The organism is Streptomyces sp. UNOC14_S4 (assembly GCF_020740835.1).
Taxonomy (GTDB): Bacteria; Actinomycetota; Actinomycetes; order Streptomycetales; family Streptomycetaceae; genus Streptomyces.
Genome location: NZ_JAINFC010000036.1, coordinates 1 through 19,659, shown reverse-complemented (window position 1 = coordinate 19,659; position 19,659 = coordinate 1). Strand labels below are relative to the sequence as shown.

Here is a 19,659-nt window from a genome sequence, read left to right as displayed (position 1 = left end):
TGTTTCCGGTTCGAAAAGGGGGTACTCGCCTTGCCGTACGGCACGTCATATGCCGTATGGACAGGGCGAGTCGACAACGAAGAACGATCGCACGGCTCGTGACCGACCGACCGTGACGCCGAACGCGGCACCCCCCACCGCGCCCCGCACGGGAACCACCGCGGCGCTTGAGCCCTCCCCTTGAGCCGCTGCAAATGATGGGCCGATGCGGGTGGATGTACGACGGTATTGATGCTTGAGACTGTATGGCAAGGCCTGAGGCGGTGACTCCTCCTTTGGGTGTTTTTTGCGTCCGGTTCACACGTACGGTTGACGCAGTGCGCCGTTGACGGCGCACTCACCAGGAGCGCCCGCGCCTCAGTCGCCCGCGCGAAACCGCCCCATCCGCTTGAGCAGCCGGTCCGCGCGCTCGAAGAGCTCCGGCCGGGACTGCACGGTGTTGCGCAGGGCCCGCACCGGCGCCCGGCGCGCCCGGTGCCCGAGGGCCACGGGGTGATGGCGCGTCACCCATCCTTCGGAGACGATCAGTTCACGTGTCTTGAGGGAGTTCTTGTACGCCTTGTCACCGCGCCCCAGATCCAGATAGGCGATGCCCGAGGCGGCGGCGCCCTCGGCCATCCGCAGATGGAGCACCAGGCCCGGCGAGTACTTCGCGAACGCCGGGTCGTACGCCGGGAACCAGCACGCGAGCACCGGCCCCGAGCACAGCCCGAAGTGCGCCGCGAGCGGCCGCCCGCCCGCGTAGAGCACCGAGAGCAGCCCCTGGAAGGACTCGTTGCGGGTGTGGAAGAGCTGGTCCACGAGATGGACGATCCAGGGCCGCGCGAAGCGGTCGCTGCGCCCCGTTCTTCGGTACTGCGCGGACTTCCAGGCGATCAGCGTGCGCAGCACGGCGGGGTCGCGCTCGTCGTGCACGTAGCGCACCTCGCCGATGTCCCTGCCGAGCTTGCGCTCCTTGGCGAGGGTGGTGCGGGTGAACTTCGGCGACTGCTTGCGCAGCGCCGCCAGATAGTGGCCGAAGCCCTGGTCCACGTCGACCACGGGCGAGCCGTAGGACCGGGAGGCGCCCACCTCGAAGGGCTTCTGGCCCTCCACCAGGTGGTCGAACTCCCACACCGACAGACCGCAGGCGAGCAGCAACTCCCGTGCGTCCCACTGGAATCCGGGGCGGTGCACCAGGCCCTGGGCGTCCGAGACCCCGAGGCCGATGGCGCGGCCCACCCCCAGCGGCGAGCGCTGGTAGGGGAAGAAGGCGACGGGCTCGCCCTCCTCCCGGACCACCGCGATCCGGGCCCCGTGCCTGCACCGGCCGACGGCCAGGGCGAACTCCGGGGCGAGGAAAGGATTCGCGAGCTGGGCCGAGCCGTCCTCGAAGGCGCGTGCCTGCAGGGCGGACCAGGCAGCCCGGTCGGCAGCGGTGAGCTCGCCCGGCCGGTACACACTGATGTTCACGTCAGGAAGCCCGACTTTTCGCCGCGCGGCCCCGACGGCGCCGCGCGTGGGCCAGCAGGAACAGGAGGAGGCTGACGGCCGCGACAGCGGCGACGCCGCCCCGCACTGTCCAGGCGTGCAGCGCGAGCATGGTCTGCGCGACCAGCAGGTCGACGGCGACGGCGCCGCCCGCCGCCACCACGGCGCGGCTGAGCGGATCGAGGCCGCGCAGCGCGGCGCCGACGGCACACGCGGGCGCGACTATCAGGAAGAAGAGCGTGAAGGGCGCGCGCAGCGGCGAGCCGATGTCGGCGAGCGCGAGCGCGGCGCCCACCCCCGCGATGGCCGTGGCCGCCCCGGCGACCATGGGAAGGGAATCCCCGGGCGGTGCCATGACGCCCGTGCCCGCGTGCTCGTGGGCCGGGCCGGGCGGGCCCGTGGGGCCCGGCCGCCGGGCGGGCCCGGAGGACTCGGGTGGTTCGGAAAGCTCAGAGAGATCGGACAGATCGGTCAGCTCGCTCACGCCCGTCGGGCCGGTTGGACCAGTGAGACCGGTGGGATCAGTGAAGCTCTGCATTGGCGACTTAGCCCCCCGAAGCGCCGGATGCCAAGTTTCAATGTCGCGCAATCGGCGGAGGCACGTCAAGATGTGAAGGCCGTGCAAACGGCCTCCGGTTACGCCATAGGTGAGCGAACCGGAGTCTTTCCGTCAGGCCGCCCCCCAACGGAAACTGTCGAACCGTCAGAAAATCTCCACCGGGTGATCGTGGAACGTTCGCCCATCCCTCTGTTTTGACATGGACACTTCCAGCGCACGCGGGTGACTGCTACGACATCAATGAGCAGCGCCCCTGGTAGAGGAGGTTCCATGAGACTGACCAGAGTGGTGGGTGCCGTATCGGCGCTGGCGCTCACCGCCGCACTCGCGCTCTTCGGCGCCGGTCCCGCCCAGGCCGCCGCGAAGGCCGTCGCGATGTCGGACGCGACGGGCTACGTGGCACTCGGCGACTCGTACTCGGCGGGCGTGGGAGCCGGGAGCTACGACTCCGGCAGCGGCTCCTGCAAACGCAGCACCAAGGCGTACCCCGCGCTGTGGGCCGCCGCGCACACCCCCGCGAGCTTCACGTTCACCGCGTGCTCGGGCGCCCGAACGGGTGATGTCCTCAGCGGCCAGATCGGCGCGCTGAACGGCTCGACCGGGCTCGTGAGCATCAGCATCGGCGGAAACGACGCCGGATTCTCGGACACCATGAGCACATGCGTGTTCAGCGACGACAGCACCTGCCTGGACCGGATCGCCCAGGCCCGCGACTACATCGACGGAACGCTGCCCGGACAGCTCGACCGGGTGTACTCGGCCATCGGCGCCAAGGCGCCGTCCGCCCATGTCGTCGTGCTCGGCTATCCACGCTTCTACAGACTCGACGAGGGCTGCGCCGGGCTCAGCGACGTCAAAAGATCTGCCATCAACGACGCCGCTGACGCCATCGACGCCGTGATCGCCGGGCGCGCCGCCGGCCACGGCTTCACCTACGCCGACCCCAACACCACCTTCGGCGGGCACGAGCTCTGCTCGGGCGACGCGTGGCTGCACAGCCTCACCTGGCCGGTGAACGAGTCCTACCACCCGACCGCCGACGGCCAGTCCCGGGGCTACCTGCCGGTCTTCACGTCAGCCGCCTGACCCCGGGCCGTATGTGCCGCGGTGCGCACCTCCGTACGTACCGCCGTACGCGCCGCCCCGATCGCCGCCGCCGTACGTCGGGCCGCCCGAGGGCGACCGGCCGGGCGGCGACGCGTGGCCCGTGGCACCCGTGGGGCCCGACGACGGGGACGTCCCTCCCGTCGGGCCCTTCCCGCACCGCACCGTGAACGAGACATGAGAGGAGGTCACCTGCTGAGGGCTCCTGACCTCGACCGCGATCCAGTCGTCGCCCGCGTCGGACGGGCCGCGGTCCGACTCCGTGTGACCGACCGTCTGTGCCTTGCCCGAGGTGAAGTGCAGCGTCCGCCAGCCGCCGTCGGTCACCTTGCCGCTGCCCGTCACCCAGCGGTAGACGACGTCCACCGGGGTGCGCCCCACCGCGAGGACCGCCCGGAACGCCGGCGCGGCCGCCTCCGCGGGCGGGCACGTGCCGGTGTACTGGTCGCGCTGGGCGGTGACCGCGACCCGCACCCCGTAGTCGGCGGAGGAGCCGGGGGAGCCGGGAGAGGCGGCGCTTCCGGAGTTCCCGGAGCCCGTGGCCGGCGGCGCGCCCGCGTCCTTGCCGCCGGGCGAGGCGGTCCCGCCCTGCGCCGCGGTGCCGCCCGAGTCGCCGCTGTTCTGGGTGAGCGCCCACACCAGACCGCCCACCAGCAGCGCGGCGGCCAGCGCGGCCGCCACGAGCACGGTGGCGATCCGTCGGCCCTCTCCCTCGGGCCCGGGTTCCGGCTCCGGCGCGGGCCCGCCGGGCGGCGGGCCGAAACCCGGCGGCGGAGTACGGGGAGCGGCGGGCCCGTCCGTGGCGGCGGGACCGGCGGGGACCGTGGGCGCGTGGGCGAGGTCCGGCCCCTGCGGCATGCGGGAGGCCCCGGCGCCCTGGGCCGCGACCGTGCGCAGCATCCGCTCCGCCTCCGCCGCGCCCAGCCGCCGCGCCGGATCCTTGCGCAGCAGCCCGTCCAGGACCGGGGCGAGTGTGCCCGCGGCGCGCGGCGGCGGGAGCTCCTGGTCCACCACGGCCCGGATCGTGCCCAGCGGGGTCTCCTGACGGAAGGGGGAGAAGCCCTCCACCGCCGCGTAGAGCATCACCCCGAGCGACCAGAGGTCCGACGCCGGGCCGGGCGGCTGCCCGAGTGCCCGCTCGGGGGCCAGGTACTCGGGCGAGCCCACCAGCTCGCCGGTCCTCGTCAGTGCCGAGCTGCCCGCGACCGTGGCTATCCCGAAGTCGGACAGGACCACCCGGCCGTCGTCGGCCAGCAGGACGTTGCCCGGCTTCACGTCCCGGTGCAGCACGCCCACCTGATGCGCGGCCCGGAGCGCGGCGGCCGTCTCCGCGCCGATGTGCGCCGCACGCGCGGGCGTGACCGCGCCCTGTGCTTCCAGAACTTCGGCGAAGGAGAGCCCCCGGACCAGCTCCATGACGATCCACGGCCGGCCGTCCTCCGTGACGACGTCGTACACGCCGATGACATTGCGGTGCGAGATGCGGGCCGCCGCCCTGCCCTCGCGCTCCAGCCGCGCGTAGAGCTGCCGGACCTCGTGTTCCAGGAGGCCGGCGGGCGCGCGCACCTCCTTCACCGCGACCTCGCGGTCCAGCACCTCGTCCCTGGCCCGCCACACCACGCCCATCCCGCCCTGGCCCAGCCGGTCCAGCAGCCTGTACCGGCCCGCCACCGGCCGCTCGCCGCGGCCGTCCCGTCCTGCCTGCCCGGTTCCGGAATCCCCGCTCATCGACGGGCCCCCTCCCGCAAGAGAGCAATTCGGGGTGAATGTACCGCAACGGAGCGTGATTGCCCCCTCTTGCGCACGGACAGACCGCCGCCAACTGTCGGCCGACGGCGGCAGGTTCACGCCAGCTCTGTCAACGCCCTTGACGTCACGGTGAATCCGGCCTGCCGATGCGCGGGTGACGGAAAGGGGCGGTAGGGTTACCCTGCCTGGGCCGGGTGCCTCGTACGGGTGGGGAGTCTTCGATGGATCAGATAGCAATGCGCGGCAGGCCACGAGTGCCTGCCATCGGCTGCAACAGTGGCGCGACCAGCGCGCGCCTCGACCGCCACCTCGCGGTGCTGGGCGGACCCGCCCTGCCACAGCGGGAGGTCGAGGGCGCGACCCTGCTCATGCGTGAGCTCACCGCGCGCGACCGCGCGACGAACAAGCAGAGCAGGACGGCCAAGGTCTCGCTGCTGGCCCCGCTCAAGCGGCTGCGCCGCTCGCTCTTCGGCAACCACGACTAGACGCGGACCCGGCCCGGAACGCGTCGCCCGTACCCATGAGCGGGGTCCGATCCCCAGCCCCGCCCTTCGCGTGACCATGTGACGCCACGCCAGGGCTCCACCCGGGGCGCGGCTGGGGAAGCCCGCACGGCATCGATCGCGCTACTGGCAGCGCGCGTCGGTGGCCGTCCGGGCGTGTCGCCGATGCCGATGCCCAGGCTCGGCGGCGTTTCCATGCGCCTACAGGGGTGCCTCTTGCGCTCCGCGCGCGGCAGCACGTTCGTCGTGGCTGGTCGCGCCCACGCGGCGGAGCCGCAGAATGTCACAGCCCCGCGCCCCTTCAAGGCGCCCGTCCGGCGGCCGCGGGCCGTCGTTGCTTGCTCGCGCAGTTCCCCGCGCCCCTTCGGGGCGCCGCTGGACCGGCGCGCCCGACACGCCCGGGGAGCCGTCACTCGATCGGGGTGCCGCCCCGTCCTCACCACAGTGCGAACTGCCCCTCGGGTCCCTCCTCCTGATGGTCCAGCACGGATGCCGGGCGGCGGGACGCGGGCGGGGGCGGGAGGATGCCCGCGTGGCGCAGGGCCGTCGCGTCCGGGCCGTCGTCCGGGGCGAGCCGTTGCCGGCGGGCGTCCAGTTCGGCCAGCAGGGCCAGGACGGTGACCAGTTCCAGTAGCTCGGATGTCCAGGCGGCCGGCCAGTCGGCGGGGCGCAGGGACTCCAGGGTGCCGGGTTCGGCCGGTTCCGTGCGCTCCGCGAACCAGGTCTCCAGGACGCGCTCGCCGCCCGCCCGGAACTCCCACGCGCCCGCGGGCACCGGGGCGATCCGGCCGTCCCCGAGCGACAGCGTCTCCTCCGCCGGGTCGTAGCCGAGGCTCCCCGGCAGACCGCGTGACGGCACGGCGGCCCGTACGTACGGCCTGCGGCCACCCGGCAGACGGGGGCGTTCGCCCGGCGCGGGGGCGCAGTGCGCGCCCCGGGTGTGCAGCCACAGCGCGTGGCGGCCGAGCGCGACCCCCTCCTCCCATGCGCCGGGCGAGGCGGTCAGCGGGACGCGGGTCCCGGCGCGTGAGGGCCGGGCGACGGCGGCGGTCCAGGCGAGGAAGTCCTCGGCGGACACCGGGTGCCCGAGCAGCCCGCCGAGGCGGTCGAGCAGCCCTGGCGCGAGGTTCGGTTCCCGCCCGCCGGGGCGGCGGTAGAGGGGACGGATCCGGCCGGGCCGCCCGCCGCCCGGGGAGTGCCCGTCGGGCAGCAGCGCGGTGAAGGACGGGCCGTCCGTGGCGGGGGAGTGCTCCAGCACATGGATCTGATGCCCGTCACCGACCCGCCACAGCTCCGGGCGCGCCGCGTCGATCAGCCGGTGGTCCGGCAGCAGCCACCTCCGGTCGTACGGCCCGTGGGCGATCCGCACGGGCTCCGGGCAGGGCCCGGCCCCGCGGGAGAGCCGCCCGGTCGCCGTGGCCTGTCCGGGCAGCTGCGGCACCGCGCTGTCCGTCGTACGGGACCGGGTCGGCCGGAAGAGCGCCGAGCGCGCCTCGCCCTCCGCCCCGGCGAGCGCGGCCCAGCGGGCCCGCAGCGTCGCGGCGTCGGGCGCCGTCACCCACGCCCGCCCCAGGCGCAACGGGGCCACGGACCATGGCATGAGGTCGGCGAGCAGCGGTGCGTCGGCGGTCACGAGGCTGGTCCCCCTTGGGCCTTCCCTTTTCGGCCTTCCCTCGGCCTTCCCTGGTCCTCGCCGGACCTCCGCGGGTCCGAACGGTGGCCGGGGCATCGTAGCGGCGCGTCGGCCGGCCCGCGCGGCGCCCGTGCGGTGGCGTGATATACGACGCGTTCCACATCTGTCGGCGACTACGGGGTAGCAGAAGCGGAATCACGACGTCGCGCACCCGGCGGATTCGGAGGGATCCGATTCGCGGTGCGATACGTCCCTTCCATGTCGATCCAAGTCCGCGCTGTCGGAGGTGGGATGCAGTGGCCGGTTTCAGAGCACTCGCACGAGAGGTGCGCAATCCACGGAACACCATCGCTTTGCGACGGACATCCTTGCGCAAATGCCTCGAACGCTTCGCCCCCTACGGGCACCGTGCGACCTGGCACCATCTGTGCGCCGTGGCGGGCATCGCCCCCGACGACCGCGCCCCCGACCCGGCGCGGCTGATCGCGGCACTGACCGAACTGGAGGAGGCCCGCGCCGTCTGGCTGGCCTACGAGGCGTCGTTCGCCGACCGCCGCAAGCGCGAGAAGCACGACGGAATCCGCCAGCCGACCGCCCTCGACGACTGGCACCGCAACACCTGGGGCGGCTGTGACGTCGTGCCCTGCGCGAGCCCCACGGTGTACCCCGCCCCGCGCCTCGCCGAGGTGCTGCGCCGCGTGATCGCCGCGATGGAGGCGGGGCCCGGCGAGTCCTGCCCGGTCTGCCGCCAGGAGCGGCTCGTATGGCGCTTCGACCTGGAGCGCTGCCCCTCAGAGGGGCCCGTCTGCACGGACTGCGGCATTGTGGTGCCGGTGCCCGTGCTCACCGTCGCGGCGCTGGCCGCCGCGCGCCGCCGCGCCTTCGAGGGGCAGCGGACGGAGAGGTACGCGGTCGTCTAGAGGCCGCGCCGTGAGGGGGTGGTGACCGTCGGCCGTCCGCGGTGCGAGGATGCGGCGCACAGGCTTCCGGACGACGAGAAGGCGGACGGCATGGCACAGTTGCACGATCTGACCGCGTTGGAACAGGCCGAGGCGATCCGGGCCGGGCGTCTGTCGCCCGTCGAGCTGACGGAACACTACCTGGAGCGCATCGGCAGACTGGACGCCTCGGTGGGCGCCTTCATCACCGTGACACCCGAGTCGGCCAGGAAACAGGCGGCCGACGCCGAGAGCGAGGCGGCGGCCGCCCGCAGGGAAGGGCGGGAGCTCCCGCCGCTGCACGGCGTACCGGTGCCGGTGAAGGACCTCAGCTTCGTCGCGGGCGTGCGCTGCACGATGGGGTCGGCGGCGCTCGCCGACCACGTACCGGCCGTGGACGACCACGTGGTCACCCGGCTGCGCAGGGCGGGCACGATCATGCTGGGCAAGACCAACACCCCCGAGTTCGGCCTGCCCCCCTACACGGAGAACGCCGTGGCGCCGCCCGCCCGCACCCCGTGGGACCTGGAGCGCTCCGCGGGCGGTTCGAGCGGCGGGGCGGGTGCCGCGGTCGCGGCCGGGCTCGCGCCGCTCGCGCACGGCGGCGACGGCGGCGGCTCCATCCGCATCCCCGCCTCGGCGTGCGGGCTCTTCGGCATCAAGCCGAGCCGGGGCCGGGTGAGCAACGGCCCCGTCCTGCACGACGTCACCGGGCTCGTCACCTCGGGCCCCCTGGCCCGTACCGTCGCCGACGCGGCCGCGCTCCTCGACGTCCTCGCGGGCCCCGAACCCGGCGACCCGTACACGGCGCCCGCGCTGCCGCCCGGCGAGACCTTCGCGGACCACGCGCGCCGCGAGCCGGGCCGCCTCCGCATCGCTCAGCTGACCACTGCCCCCGTCCCCGGGGCGGAGCCGCACCCCGACTGCCGGGCCGCCGCGGACGAGGCGGCGGCGCTGCTGCGGGAGCTCGGCCACGAGGTGGAGGAGCTGTCCCTGCCCGACGACCCGACGCTCGGCGAGTCCTTCACCCGCCTGTGGGAGGTCATCGCGGCGGTCCAGCCCGTCCCCGAGAGCCGCGCCGGGCAACTGTTGCCGCTCACCCGCCATCTGCGCGAGCGCGGCAACCGCGTGGGCGGGCCCGCGTTCGCCCGCGCGCTCTACGCCCTGCGGAAGGTGACGCAGCTCGTCGCCGACGGCCTCCAGACGCCGGGCACCGGCTACGACGTCATCCTCACCCCGACCCTCGCCCAGCCCCCGCTCCCGGTGGGTGCCCTGCGCGACGACGCCGACCCCGGGGCGGAGTTCGCGAACGTCATCCGCTTCACGCCGTTCACGCCCCTGTGCAACGCGACGGGCCAGCCCGCGGTCAGCGTGCCGCTGCACTGGAACGCGGCGGGCCTGCCGATCGGAGTCCAGCTCGCGGGGCGCTACGGGGACGAGGCCACGCTGATCTCCTTGTCGGCACAGCTGGAGGCGGCGAGGCCGTGGGCGGGCCGACGGCCCGAGGTGTGGTGACGGGCTAGGAGTCCGCCGCCCGGCGCTCGACCAGGAGGCGGGAGCCGCAGCCGTACTGGCCCACCCGGTCGTCCGGGTTGGACAGCACACAGCTCTCCAGCGACAGGCAGCCGCAGCCGATGCAGTCGTCCAGGTGGTCCCGCAGCCGTCCCAGCTGTTCTATGCGCTGGTCGAGCTCCTCCCGCCACAGCTCCGACAGGCGCGCCCAGTCGCTGCGGTTCGGCGTGCGCTCGTCCGGGAGCTCGGCCAGCGCCTCGCGGATCGTGGCGAGCGGGATGCCGACGCGCTGCGCGGCGCGGATGAAGGCGACGCGGCGCAGCGCGTCACGGTCGAAGCGGCGCTGGTTGCCCGCCGTGCGGCGGCTGCTGATCAGGCCCTTGGCCTCGTAGAAGTGCAAGGCGGAGACAGCCGCGCCGCTGCGCGCGGCCAGCTGCCCGACGGTGAGTTCCTGGACGGCGTGGGAAATCTGGGGCACGGGCCCGACCTTACGGTACGCCCAGGCGTACCATCCTGAGCAAGCGCTCAGTAGCCCTGGGAGGCGGCGACATGGCGGAGCCCCGGATCTTCTCCTCGCTCGACGAACTGCGGTCGGCGGTCGGCGACGAGCTCGGCCCCGGCGACTGGGTGGAGGTGGACCAGAAGCGGATCGACCTCTTCGCCGAGGCGACGGGGGACCACCAGTGGATCCACGTGGACCCGGAGCGCGCGGCGGACGGCCCCTTCGGCACGACGATCGCGCACGGCTACCTCACGCTCTCCCTGCTGCCGCTGTTCGTCCCGATGCTGATGCGGGTCGAGGGTGTGCGGATGGGCATCAACTACGGCCTGAACAAGGTCCGTTTCCCCGCGCCCGTCCCCGTGGGCTCGCGGCTGCGCGCGCGGGCGGTCCTCACCGCCGTGACGGAGGTCGAGGGCGGGGTGCAGCTGACGACGGCGGTGACGGTCGAGCGCGAGGGCGGCACGAAGCCGGTGTGCGTGGCGGAGTCGGTGAGCCGCTTCAGCCGCTGACCCCGGGTGCCGGCCGGACCGCTATCCGGAACCGTCTTCTGGTGTCCGCGCCGACCGCGGCGTTAGGTTGGGAGGGCACGGCTCCCGAACAGATCCGTCCGCTCGTCAAGCCCCATGACACGCAGGGAGAAGACCGTGATCGCTCACGACGCTCTGTACATCGACGGCAGCTGGCGGCCGGCGCTCGGCACCGGCGTCATCGACGTGGTCAACCCGGCCGACGAGCAGGTCATCGCCAGTGTGCCCGCCGGTTCCGCGGAGGACGTCGACGCCGCCGTGGCCGCGGCCCGCGCCGCGCTGCCCGGCTGGGCGGCCGTCCCGCCCGCGCGCCGCGGCACGTACGTCGCCGCGCTGCGCGACCAGCTCGTGGCCCGGCGGGACGAGTTCGTGGCGACCATGACCGCCGAGCTCGGCGTGCCCGTCGGCTTCGCCCGGCGCGTCCAGACCGGAATCCCCATCGCCGTCGCCGGCTCGTACGCGGAGCTCGCCGCCACGTACGCCTTCGAGGAGCGGATCGGCAACTCCGCCGTCCACCACGAGCCGGTGGGCGTCGTCGGCGCGATCACGCCGTGGAACTACCCGCTGCACCAGATCGTCAACAAGGTGGCCCCCGCGCTGGTGGCCGGGTGCACGATCGTCCTCAAGCCCGCCGAGGACACCCCGCTGACCGCCCAGCTGTTCGCGGAGTGCGTGGCCGCGGCGGAGCTCCCGGCAGGCGTGTTCAACCTCGTCACGGGCCTCGGCCCGGTCGCCGGGCAGGCGCTCGCCGAGCACCCGGGCGTCGACCTGGTCTCCTTCACCGGCTCGACCGACGTCGGCAGGCGCATCGGCGCGATCGCGGGCGGCGCCGTCAAGCGCGTGGCCCTGGAGCTGGGCGGCAAGTCGGCGAACGTGGTGCTGCCCGGCGCCGACCTGGCGAAGGCCGTCGCCGCCAACGTGGCCGACGTCTGCCGCAACACCGGCCAGTCCTGCAACGCCCTCACCCGCCTCCTCGTCCACACCGACCAGTACGAGGAGGCCGTCTCCCTCGCGGCCGCCGCGGTCGCCTCGTTCGTGCCCGGCGACCCGACCGACCCCGACGTCCGCGTCGGGCCGCTGGTCAACGCCAAGCAGCAGGCCCGCGTCCGCGCGTACATCGACAAGGGCGTCGAGGAGGGCGCCCGCCTGGTCACCGGCGGCTCCGCCGCGCCGGAGGGCCGGGAGAAGGGCTACTTCGTCCGCCCGACCGTCTTCGCCGACGTCACCCCGGAGATGACGATCGCCCAGGAGGAGATCTTCGGCCCGGTGCTCTCCCTCATCAGGTACGAGGACGAGGACGAGGCCGTACGCATCGCCAACGGCACCGTCTACGGTCTGGCCGCGGCCGTCTGGGCGGCCGACGGGGCCACGGCCGCCGCGTTCGCCCGGCGCCTGGAGGCCGGACAGGTCGAGATCAACGGCGGCGGCTTCAACATCCTGGCCCCGTTCGGCGGCCACAAGCAGTCGGGCATCGGCCGCGAACTGGGCGCGCACGGGCTGGCGGAGTACCTCCACACCAAGTCGCTCCAGTTCTAGCGGTAGTTCCGGCGGCGGGTGCGGGTCGGTTTTGCTGCGCCTACTGGGCTGCCTCGTCTGCCCGGTTCGCGGCTGCGGGTCCGTTGTGGCTGGTCGCGCCCACGCGGCGGAGCCGCAGAATGTCACAGCCCCGCGCCCCTTCGGGGCGCCGAGTCGAGAGGAAGCACCGCCATGGTCCGTGCCGCCGTTCTGCCCGCCGTGGGCGCCCCGCTGCGGATAGCGGAGATCGAGCTGCCCGAACCGGGCCCCGGGCAGGTGCGGGTCAGGCTGGCCGCCGCCGGGGTCTGCCACTCGGACCTCTCGCTCTCCGACGGGACCCTGCGCCAGCCGGTGCCCGCCGTCCTCGGGCACGAGGGCGCGGGCACCGTCACAGCCGTGGGCGAGGGCGTCGACCGTGTGGCGCCCGGCGACCGGGTGGTGCTCAACTGGGCGCCGTCCTGCGGCACCTGTCACTTCTGCGGGCTCGGGGAGCCCTGGCTGTGCGCGGCGTCGGGCGCGGCGGCCACCACGCCCTACGCCCGGCTCGCCCACGGCGGCGACGAGCTCTACCCGGGCCTGGGCACCGCCGTCTTCGCCGAGGAGACCGTCGTCGCGGCGGACGCCGCCCTCCCCCTGCCGGAGGGCGTGCCGCTGACGGAGGCGGCGCTGCTGGGCTGCGCGGTGCTCACCGGCTACGGCGCGGTGCACCACTCCGCGCGCGTCCGGCCCGGCGAGTCCGTCGCCGTCCACGGCATCGGCGGCGTGGGCCTGGCCGCCCTCCAGGCCGCGCGGATCGCGGGCGCGGACACGATCGTCGCCGTCGACGTGTCCCCGGAGAAGGAGCCCCTGGCCCGCGCCGCCGGGGCCACCGAGTTCGTCCTCGCCGACGACACCACCGCGAAGCGGGTCCGCGAGCTCACCGACGGCCACGGCGCCGACGTGGCCCTCGAATGCGCGGGCCGCGCCGACGCCATCCGTACGGCCTGGTCGGCCACACGCCGGGGCGGCCGCACCACGGTCGTCGGCATCGGCGGCCGCGAGCAGCAGGTGACGTTCACGGCTCTGGAGCTTTTCTATTTCGGCCGGACGCTTTCCGGGTGTGTTTACGGGAACAGCGATCCGGCGAAGGATCTGCCGGTCATCGCGGAGCATGTGCGGGCGGGGAGATTCGATCTGTCCGCGATGGTCACCGGGCGGATCGGGCTCGATGGGATTCCTGAGGCGTTTGCGGCGATGACGGCTGGGCGGGGTGGGCGGTCTCTTGTCGTTTTCCCGGGCGCCTAGGAGCTCGGCCGGTTGTGCAGTACGGCGGCTGCGGGTCCGTTGTGGTTGCGCGCGCCCACGCGGCGGAGCCGCAGAATGTCACAGCCCCGCACCCCTTCGGGGCGCCCCCTTGCAGGGGCGCTACTTCCTGCCCGGTTCCCTTCCCGCCAGTTGGACCACCAGGAGTGTCAGGGTCACCAGGGCCACGATGCGCGTAGCGGCCTGGAGGCCGTTCCAGTGGGCCGACTGCCACATGGCGAACCACTCGCCGCCGATGGCGATGAAGCCCGCGCCGAACAGCAGGATGAGCATCACCAGACCCAGCGTGGTGATCCGTCGCGCCGCCCTGTGGGTCCCGGAGCCGCGCAGCCACAGGGCGGTTCCGGCGATCAGTACCAGCGCCGTGAGCGTCTCCCAGATGATGATCGCGACGTAGACGATGTCCTGGAGCGTGTGGTTCGTGACGGCCCGCCACATCAGGTCGTCGTCGTGGAACGTCGTGTCCATCGCCATGACATGCCGGACGAACTCCCGGTTCGTGTCGAAGTCCGTCATGTTGCCGAAGGCGACGAGCGCGATGTACAGCGCCACGGTCCCGGTCAGTGCCGCCGCCGCGACCGGCGGCGTTCCCCACCGCCCGGCCCGTTCCTGCCAGTTCCTCATCGTCCGACCTCCCACCCGCGCAGCTCGGCCAGCCCCTGCCGTCTGCATGCCCGTACGGGCCGCGAAGTACGCCCTGACCGGCGGTTTTCCCCGTGTTTAGGGGGTCAGCGGGCTTCCATCGTCACAGTGAAGGAGAAGCGGTCGCCCCGGTAGTGGATCCGCGCCACGTCCACCACTCGGCCGTCCTCGTCGTAGGTGACCCCCGTGTAGTGCAGGATCGGGCTGAGCAGCGGGATGCGGAGCAGACGTGCCGTCTCCGGGTCGGCGAGGCGCGCCTCGACGGTGTCCGTGATGCGGCTGATGCGTACGCCCACCGCGTCGCGCAGCACCTTCGTCATCGGCCAGCGGGCGAGGTCGGCCAGGTCGATGCGCTCGGCGAGCTCGGGGCGTACCAGGTTCTCCGCCCAGTTGGTCGGCTCGCCGGTGTGCTCGTCGCAGCGCAGCCGGCGGTAGGCCGTCGCCTCGTCGAGGTCCGGGAAGTGCTCCGCGAGCTCCGCCGGTATCTTCTCCGGGCCGTGCCCGAGGACCTCCGTGTGCTCCCCGGACTGCTGGGCGACGATGGCGTCCACCGAGCCCAGCAGCCGGACCGGGGAGCCGCGCCGGGCGCTCGGTTCGATGAATGTGCCGCGCCGCCGGTGCCTGCTGATGAGCCCTTCCGCCTCCAGCTCCTTCAGCGCCTGCCGCATGGTGAGGACGCTCACGCCGTAGTGCTCGGCGAGGGCGTCCTCGGTCGGCAGCCGCAGCGGGTCACCGGCGCCGCGCCCGAGTATCGAGGCGCGCAGCGACTGCGACACCTGGTACCAGAGCGGCAGCTTGCGGTTGAGCGCGACGGAGTCGGGGGCGAAAGTGGTCACGGGGGCTCCGGCTGTACGGCTGCTGGGCGGCTGGCGGACCATCACCGGCGGTAATGGCGCTCCAGACCTTGCCATACGCCGTCGTATCCCGCCTGCAGGTGGTCGGCGGTCCGGGCCCGCGCGGTGGTCGTGATGGGCCAGCGCGTCTCGAACATGAAGGCCAGGCCGTCGTCCACCTTCTGCGGCCGGAGCTCGGCCGCGCTGGCTTTGTCGAAGGTCGCGCGGTCGGGGCCGTGCGCCGACATCATGTTGTGCAGCGAACCGCCGCCGGGCAGGAAGCCCTCCGCCTTGGCGTCGTAGGCGCCCTCGATGAGGCCCATGTACTCGCTCATCACGTTCCGGTGGAAGTACGGCGGCCGGAAGGTGTCCTCGCCCACCAGCCAGCGCGGCGCGAAGACCACGAAGTCCACGCCCGCGAGGCCCGGGGTGTCCGAGGGGGAGGTGAGCACGGTGAAGATGGAGGGGTCGGGGTGGTCGTAGCTGATCGTGCCGATCACATTGAAGCGCCGCAGGTCGTAGACGTAGGGGACGAGGTTGCCGTGCCAGGCCACGACGTCCAGCGGGGAGTGGTCGTAGGTCGCCGTCCAGAGGTTGCCGCAGAACTTGTTGACCACCTCCACCGGCCCCTCCACGTCCTCGTACGCGGCGACCGGCGCGAGGAAGTCACGGGCGTTGGCCAGCCCGTTGGCGCCGATCGGGCCGAGGTCGGGGAGGCGGAACGGCTGCCCGTAGTTCTCGCAGACGTAGCCGCGGGCAAAGCCGTCAAGGAGCTCGACGCGGAAGCGCACGCCGCGCGGGATCAGCGCCACGTGGCCGGGGTCCGCGCGCAGCAGCCCGAACTCCGTGCGCAGCAGCAGCCCGCCGCGCTCGGGGACGATGAGCAGCTCGCCGTCCGCGTCGCTGAACACCCGGTCCGTCATGGAGGTGTTGGCGGCGTAGAGGTGCACGGCCATGCCGGTGCGCTGGGCGACGTCGCCGTTGCCGCCCAGCGTCCACAGCCCGGCGACGAAGTCGGTGCCCTCGGCGGGGTCGGGCAGCGGGTTCCAGCGCAGCCGGTTGGGGTCGGGCACGGAGTCGGTGAAGGGCGCCGCGCCGAGGGCGCCGTTGTCGGCACGGGTGAACGGCGGGTGCGCCGCGGAGGGCCGGATGCGGTAGAGCCACGAGCGCCGGTTGCTGTGCCGGGGCTCGGTGAACGCGGTGCCGCTCAGCTGCTCCGCGTAGAGCCCGAGCGGCGCGCGCTGCGGGGTGTTCCGCCCGTGCGGCAGCGCCCCGGGAACGGCCTCGCTGCTGTGCTCGTTGCCGAAGCCGGTCGAGTAGGACAGTGCTTCGGCGGCCTTCCGGGCCTGCTCGTTGCCCGTATCGCTCATCGCGTGCTCCCAGAGCCGATGGATTCCTATGGGAGACCGTAGGATTCCGGGCCGGGCGCGTCAATGGATCAGGGCCGGGCGCTCCCGGTCAACGGCCCGCGGCGTACCCCACCATCCGGAGCGCCAGGTCCGCGTAGAGCTCGCCGACCTCGTCCGGGGTGCGCTTGCCCTCGGAGTTGAACCAGCGGGCGACGTCGATGCACAGGGAGAGCACGGCGAGCGTGGTGCCGGGCACGTCGGGCACGGCGAAGTCGCCCGCCGCGACGCCGTCCTCGACGATGCCGCGCACCGTCGCGTCCGTCTCCCGGCGCAGCCCGACGATCTCGGCGTAGTGCTCCTCGCCGAGCGCCTGGAGCTCGTACTGCACGACGCGCGCGGTGGTGTGGTGCTCGGCGTGCCAGCGGACGAACGCCCGCACGGCGGCGGCGAGCCGCTCCGCGGGCGTGCCGTCGCGGCCGCTCTCCCGCCGCAGGATCTCCAGGGCGAGCCGGTGGCCGACGCCGCTGATCCGGTAGAGCAGCTCTTCCTTCGTCCGGTAGTGGATGTAGAGCGCGGCGGGGCTCATGCCCGCGCGGCCCGCGATGTCGCGCGTGGTCGTGGCGTGGTAGCCGCGTTCGGCGAACGCCGCCACCGCGGCGATCACCAGCCGCCGCGCGGCGTCGGGGGTGATCTCCGCCCACTGTTCACTCTGCTCGACGCCCATCCGCAGCCCCGTTCTCCGGCCCCGCCGCGGCCACTCCGCGGCGGACGCCCACCATACCGCCGGGGGTGAGCGGTTGCTTAGGACGCGGGTGCCCCCGGTCGGCCGCTCACCCCACCACCTTCCCCGCCAGCAGCACCACCCTCGCCAGTTCCTCGTGGCAGATGTCGCTGTGGGCGCCCGTCGGCGGGCCGCCGCGGGAGACGACCGAGGACGCGTCGACGTTCACGCAGTCGTCCGCCGGGAGGCCGTCGCGCAGGACGTCCGCGACGGGGATGCCCGAGCAGGCGGACACGGACTGCACGCCGTCGTGGCCCAGGGCGCCCCAGCGGGGGATGTCCAGGCCCAGGACGGAGTCGTCGTCGCGGGAGGCCATCGACGCCAGGGGGTAGAGCACGCCCAGGGCCGTGTCATGGCTGGAGTAGCAGCAGACCAGCGGGCCGTCGATGCGGTCGTAGAGGCCGCTCAGGGCCCCGCCGCGGTCCGTCGCGAAGGGCAGGCTGGAGGCGAACGCGTAGTGCGAGAAGGCGCCCTCCAGCAGTGTCACCGAGGCCACCGGGGAACGGCCGTCCGGCAGCCCGGACAGGGCGAAGGACACCAGCCGGGCGCCGAAGCTGTGCCCGACCAGGTGCACCCGCAGGGCGGGGGAGGAGCGGGCGAGGCCGCCCAGGAACGGGCCGAGGCCGTCGTGGCCGACCGTGCCCGCCCGCCGCTTCATCGTCCAGTACGAGATCTGGCGCAGCAGCTCGAACGCGCCGTGCCACAGCCGCTCCATGCCGTCCACCACGCCGCCGAACAGCGAGGCGGACAGGGCGCCCACGCTCTCCAGCGCCGAGGCGAAGTCCCCGCACACCTGCCGGGCGTCGGCGGTGAGCATGGCGGGCAGGGGACCGGGCCCCAGGTCGTACACCCCCGGGGCCTGGCCGTTCGCGGCCTGCGCCGCGGGTGCCAGCCCGCGCGCGAGTGTGACGAACTCCTCCAGCCGCGCCGGGTCGTCCGGCCGCTGGGCCAGCAGCTCCGACAGCCGGTCCACCGCCGCCTCCTGGCAGGGCAGGAGGCGGACGAGCGCCTCCCGGGTGGCGGGGTCGAGCCCCGCGTGGACCGCCCGCGCCCGCACCCCCTGCTGCGGGAAGTGCGGGACCGGCTCGTCCGGGAAGTCCATCGACGGCCAGATCACCCCGGCGTAGCCGACGCGGTGCCCGGCCGCCTCCGCCCCTCCCGCGGCCAGCAGGCCCGGGAACGGGGCGAAGAAGGCGGTGTAGAGCCGCGTCGCCGACGAACGGTCGTTGTTCCAGCCGTGCGCGAACATCACCAGGTCGGTGACGCCCTGTTGCGCCACTCCTCGCGTCAGCGCGTCGCTTTCGGCCGGATCCGGATGCCCGTCCTCGTCGAACGTCAGCTCCCAGTACGGCTCCACGCTCATGCCCGGTGTGTCTGCCACGGCAAGTCCCCCTTGTGCGGCCCGAATTGTGCGCGCATCGTCCCGCTGTCAAGGGGGCCTGTCCAGCCGTACGGCACGGGTTCACACTCCCGTGCCGCACGATGTTCACGAGGCGGACAGAGAGGTGAACGGAGAGGTGAACGGCAGGTGCGTCAAGGGGTCAGCAGATCCGCCGCCCGTACCCGGTGCAGGTGGATCAGGACGTCGTAGCCGCGGCCCAGCGCCGTCCGGTAGTCCGGTGTCGGGTAGTCCGTGCCGATGTCCCGCGTCGGCCGTGCCACGTCCAGCCACGCCCGCGCGGCGGCGGGCGCCGTCCGCATGTCCAGCACGTAGTCGCGGTACGGCACCTTGTCCAGCGTGTACTCGTTGCTGCCCGGCGCCGCCGGGTCGACGGTGACGACGCGCGTGGGCTGCCCGTCGTGCATGGCGTTGAGGGAGCCCTCGTCGAAGGTGAGGCGGACGTTCACGTAGCGCTTGCCCAGCAGGTCGCGCAGGAAGGCGCCCTGCACCTTCGGGTAGTACTTCGGGTCGTTGGTCTCGTACGCCACGTGCGCGTTGTGCGCCGACAGCAGGATCTTCTCCCCGGTCTGCCGCTGCCACCAGGCGACGTTGGCCGCCATCGTCTCGTCCCGGTAGCGCATCTCCGCGGCCATGTCCTCGTCGGAGGTGGTGTACGGGTACATCGCGGCCACCTGCGCGATGGCCCGCGCGTGCTGGAGCACCCAGGGGAACTCGCCCCGCCCGTCCCGCGCGCCCTTCGGCTTCAGCGTCTCCAGCAGGCCGAGCGCCTCGCGCGCGTTCGCGGCCATCGCCTTGCGCTCGCTCATCGGACGCTTGGGATAGGCGTCCATGTAGTCGTTCACGCTCTGGCCGGCCGCGGGACGCTGCGCGCGGTAGAGCTCGGTGAAGCGCGGCAGCAGCGCGGGGCGGTGCTCACCGACGTACGCCGTCACCCGGTCGAAGAGCTCCGGGCCCGCGTAGGCCGCGTCGTCCCCCATGAAGCGGACCTTCTTCGCGTGGTGCGTGTTGTACGCGCGCATCCACTCGAACAGGTCCAGGTACTCCCGGGTGTTCCACATGCGGTACGCGTTCTGGAACTCCTCCTTCATGATCTGCCGGATGTCGCCCTTGCCGTGCACCACGTAGTCGTCGATCCGCACGCCGGTGCTCCAGTTGGCCTCCAGGGCGAAGGTGGTGAAGCCCTTCTCCTCGACCAGGTAGCGGAAGACGCGGTGCTTGTTGGCGAAGAACTCGTGCGAGCCGTGCGTGGCCTCGCCCAGGCCCACCACGTCGGCGGCGCCGATCATGCGCCCCAGCGGCCGCAGGTCCCGCAGGTCGCCGGCAGGCTCGGTGGTACGC

At 73.3% G+C, this 19,659-nt stretch carries 18 protein-coding genes; 7 read left to right on the top strand and 11 right to left on the bottom strand.

The window, feature by feature from the left end; translation table 11 throughout:
* Positions 1 to 357 precede the first annotated feature (357 nt).
* Positions 358 to 1,452: a GNAT family N-acetyltransferase gene (locus K6I34_RS05700; RefSeq protein WP_229322973.1), complete on the bottom strand. Its 1,095-nt coding sequence runs from the start codon at positions 1,450 to 1,452 to the stop codon at positions 358 to 360.
* A 1-nt stretch (position 1,453) separates the two neighbouring features.
* A complete protein-coding gene (locus tag K6I34_RS05695) occupies positions 1,454 to 1,954 on the bottom strand; it encodes a hypothetical protein (RefSeq protein ID WP_374230819.1) in 501 nt (166 codons plus the stop codon).
* A gap of 345 nt (positions 1,955 to 2,299) precedes the next feature.
* On the opposite strand from K6I34_RS05695, the gene K6I34_RS05690 reads away from it, so the two are divergent.
* Positions 2,300 to 3,115: an SGNH/GDSL hydrolase family protein gene (locus K6I34_RS05690; protein WP_229322972.1), complete on the top strand. Its 816-nt coding sequence runs from the start codon at positions 2,300 to 2,302 to the stop codon at positions 3,113 to 3,115.
* On the opposite strand, the gene K6I34_RS05685 is transcribed toward K6I34_RS05690, so the two are convergent.
* Positions 3,104 to 4,861 carry a serine/threonine-protein kinase gene (locus K6I34_RS05685; protein WP_229322971.1) on the bottom strand — a complete coding sequence of 586 codons (1,758 nt, stop codon included), beginning with the start codon at positions 4,859 to 4,861 and terminating at the stop codon, positions 3,104 to 3,106. The two genes, K6I34_RS05690 and K6I34_RS05685, sit on opposite strands and share 12 nt — an antisense overlap.
* Before the next feature lie 242 nt (positions 4,862 to 5,103).
* On the opposite strand from K6I34_RS05685, the gene K6I34_RS05680 reads away from it, so the two are divergent.
* On the top strand, positions 5,104 to 5,367 hold the full coding sequence (locus K6I34_RS05680; RefSeq protein WP_229322970.1) for a hypothetical protein: 264 nt from the start codon (positions 5,104 to 5,106) through the stop codon (positions 5,365 to 5,367).
* A 454-nt stretch (positions 5,368 to 5,821) separates the two neighbouring features.
* On the opposite strand, the gene K6I34_RS05675 is transcribed toward K6I34_RS05680, so the two are convergent.
* Positions 5,822 to 6,985, bottom strand: a complete 1,164-nt coding sequence (locus tag K6I34_RS05675; RefSeq protein ID WP_229322979.1) for a type ISP restriction/modification enzyme — start codon at positions 6,983 to 6,985, stop codon at positions 5,822 to 5,824.
* 329 nt (positions 6,986 to 7,314) lie between these two features.
* On the opposite strand from K6I34_RS05675, the gene K6I34_RS05670 reads away from it, so the two are divergent.
* Positions 7,315 to 7,938 (top strand): hypothetical protein, encoded by a 624-nt coding sequence (locus K6I34_RS05670; protein ID WP_229322969.1) that lies wholly within the window; start codon positions 7,315 to 7,317, stop codon positions 7,936 to 7,938.
* A 90-nt stretch (positions 7,939 to 8,028) separates the two neighbouring features.
* Positions 8,029 to 9,471 carry an amidase gene (locus K6I34_RS05665; protein WP_229322968.1) on the top strand — a complete coding sequence of 481 codons (1,443 nt, stop codon included), beginning with the start codon at positions 8,029 to 8,031 and terminating at the stop codon, positions 9,469 to 9,471.
* Between the two features lie 4 nt (positions 9,472 to 9,475).
* On the opposite strand, the gene soxR is transcribed toward K6I34_RS05665, so the two are convergent.
* Complete coding sequence (gene soxR, locus K6I34_RS05660; RefSeq protein WP_229322967.1) at positions 9,476 to 9,946, bottom strand: redox-sensitive transcriptional activator SoxR; 471 nt, start codon at positions 9,944 to 9,946, stop codon at positions 9,476 to 9,478.
* A 71-nt stretch (positions 9,947 to 10,017) separates the two neighbouring features.
* On the opposite strand from soxR, the gene K6I34_RS05655 reads away from it, so the two are divergent.
* The 3 genes from K6I34_RS05655 (at position 10,018) to K6I34_RS05645 (ending at position 13,296) form a co-directional block, all read left to right on the top strand.
* Positions 10,018 to 10,479, top strand: coding sequence for a MaoC family dehydratase (locus tag K6I34_RS05655; protein ID WP_229322966.1), 462 nt, complete (start codon positions 10,018 to 10,020; stop codon positions 10,477 to 10,479).
* A gap of 135 nt (positions 10,480 to 10,614) precedes the next feature.
* A complete protein-coding gene (locus K6I34_RS05650; RefSeq protein ID WP_229322965.1) occupies positions 10,615 to 12,033 on the top strand; it encodes an aldehyde dehydrogenase family protein in 1,419 nt (472 codons plus the stop codon).
* 171 nt (positions 12,034 to 12,204) lie between these two features.
* On the top strand, positions 12,205 to 13,296 hold the full coding sequence (locus tag K6I34_RS05645) for a Zn-dependent alcohol dehydrogenase (protein ID WP_229322964.1): 1,092 nt from the start codon (positions 12,205 to 12,207) through the stop codon (positions 13,294 to 13,296).
* 120 nt (positions 13,297 to 13,416) lie between these two features.
* On the opposite strand, the gene K6I34_RS05640 is transcribed toward K6I34_RS05645, so the two are convergent.
* From K6I34_RS05640 to K6I34_RS05615, 6 genes are all read right to left on the bottom strand, one after another.
* Positions 13,417 to 13,938, bottom strand: a complete 522-nt coding sequence (locus tag K6I34_RS05640) for a DUF2165 domain-containing protein (protein WP_229322963.1) — start codon at positions 13,936 to 13,938, stop codon at positions 13,417 to 13,419.
* 104 nt (positions 13,939 to 14,042) lie between these two features.
* A complete protein-coding gene (locus K6I34_RS05635) occupies positions 14,043 to 14,792 on the bottom strand; it encodes a GntR family transcriptional regulator (protein WP_229322962.1) in 750 nt (249 codons plus the stop codon).
* Positions 14,793 to 14,833: 41 nt separating this feature from the next.
* Entirely contained in the window at positions 14,834 to 16,159 is a 1,326-nt protein-coding gene (gene hmgA, locus K6I34_RS05630; RefSeq protein WP_229322961.1) for a homogentisate 1,2-dioxygenase, read from the bottom strand.
* A gap of 88 nt (positions 16,160 to 16,247) precedes the next feature.
* On the bottom strand, positions 16,248 to 16,862 hold the full coding sequence (locus tag K6I34_RS05625) for a TetR/AcrR family transcriptional regulator (protein WP_229322960.1): 615 nt from the start codon (positions 16,860 to 16,862) through the stop codon (positions 16,248 to 16,250).
* Between the two features lie 106 nt (positions 16,863 to 16,968).
* On the bottom strand, positions 16,969 to 18,300 hold the full coding sequence (locus tag K6I34_RS05620; protein ID WP_229322959.1) for a serine-threonine protein kinase: 1,332 nt from the start codon (positions 18,298 to 18,300) through the stop codon (positions 16,969 to 16,971).
* Between the two features lie 152 nt (positions 18,301 to 18,452).
* The coding region (locus tag K6I34_RS05615) for an erythromycin esterase family protein (RefSeq protein WP_229322958.1) at positions 18,453 to 19,659 on the bottom strand (1,207 nt) is incomplete at its 5' end.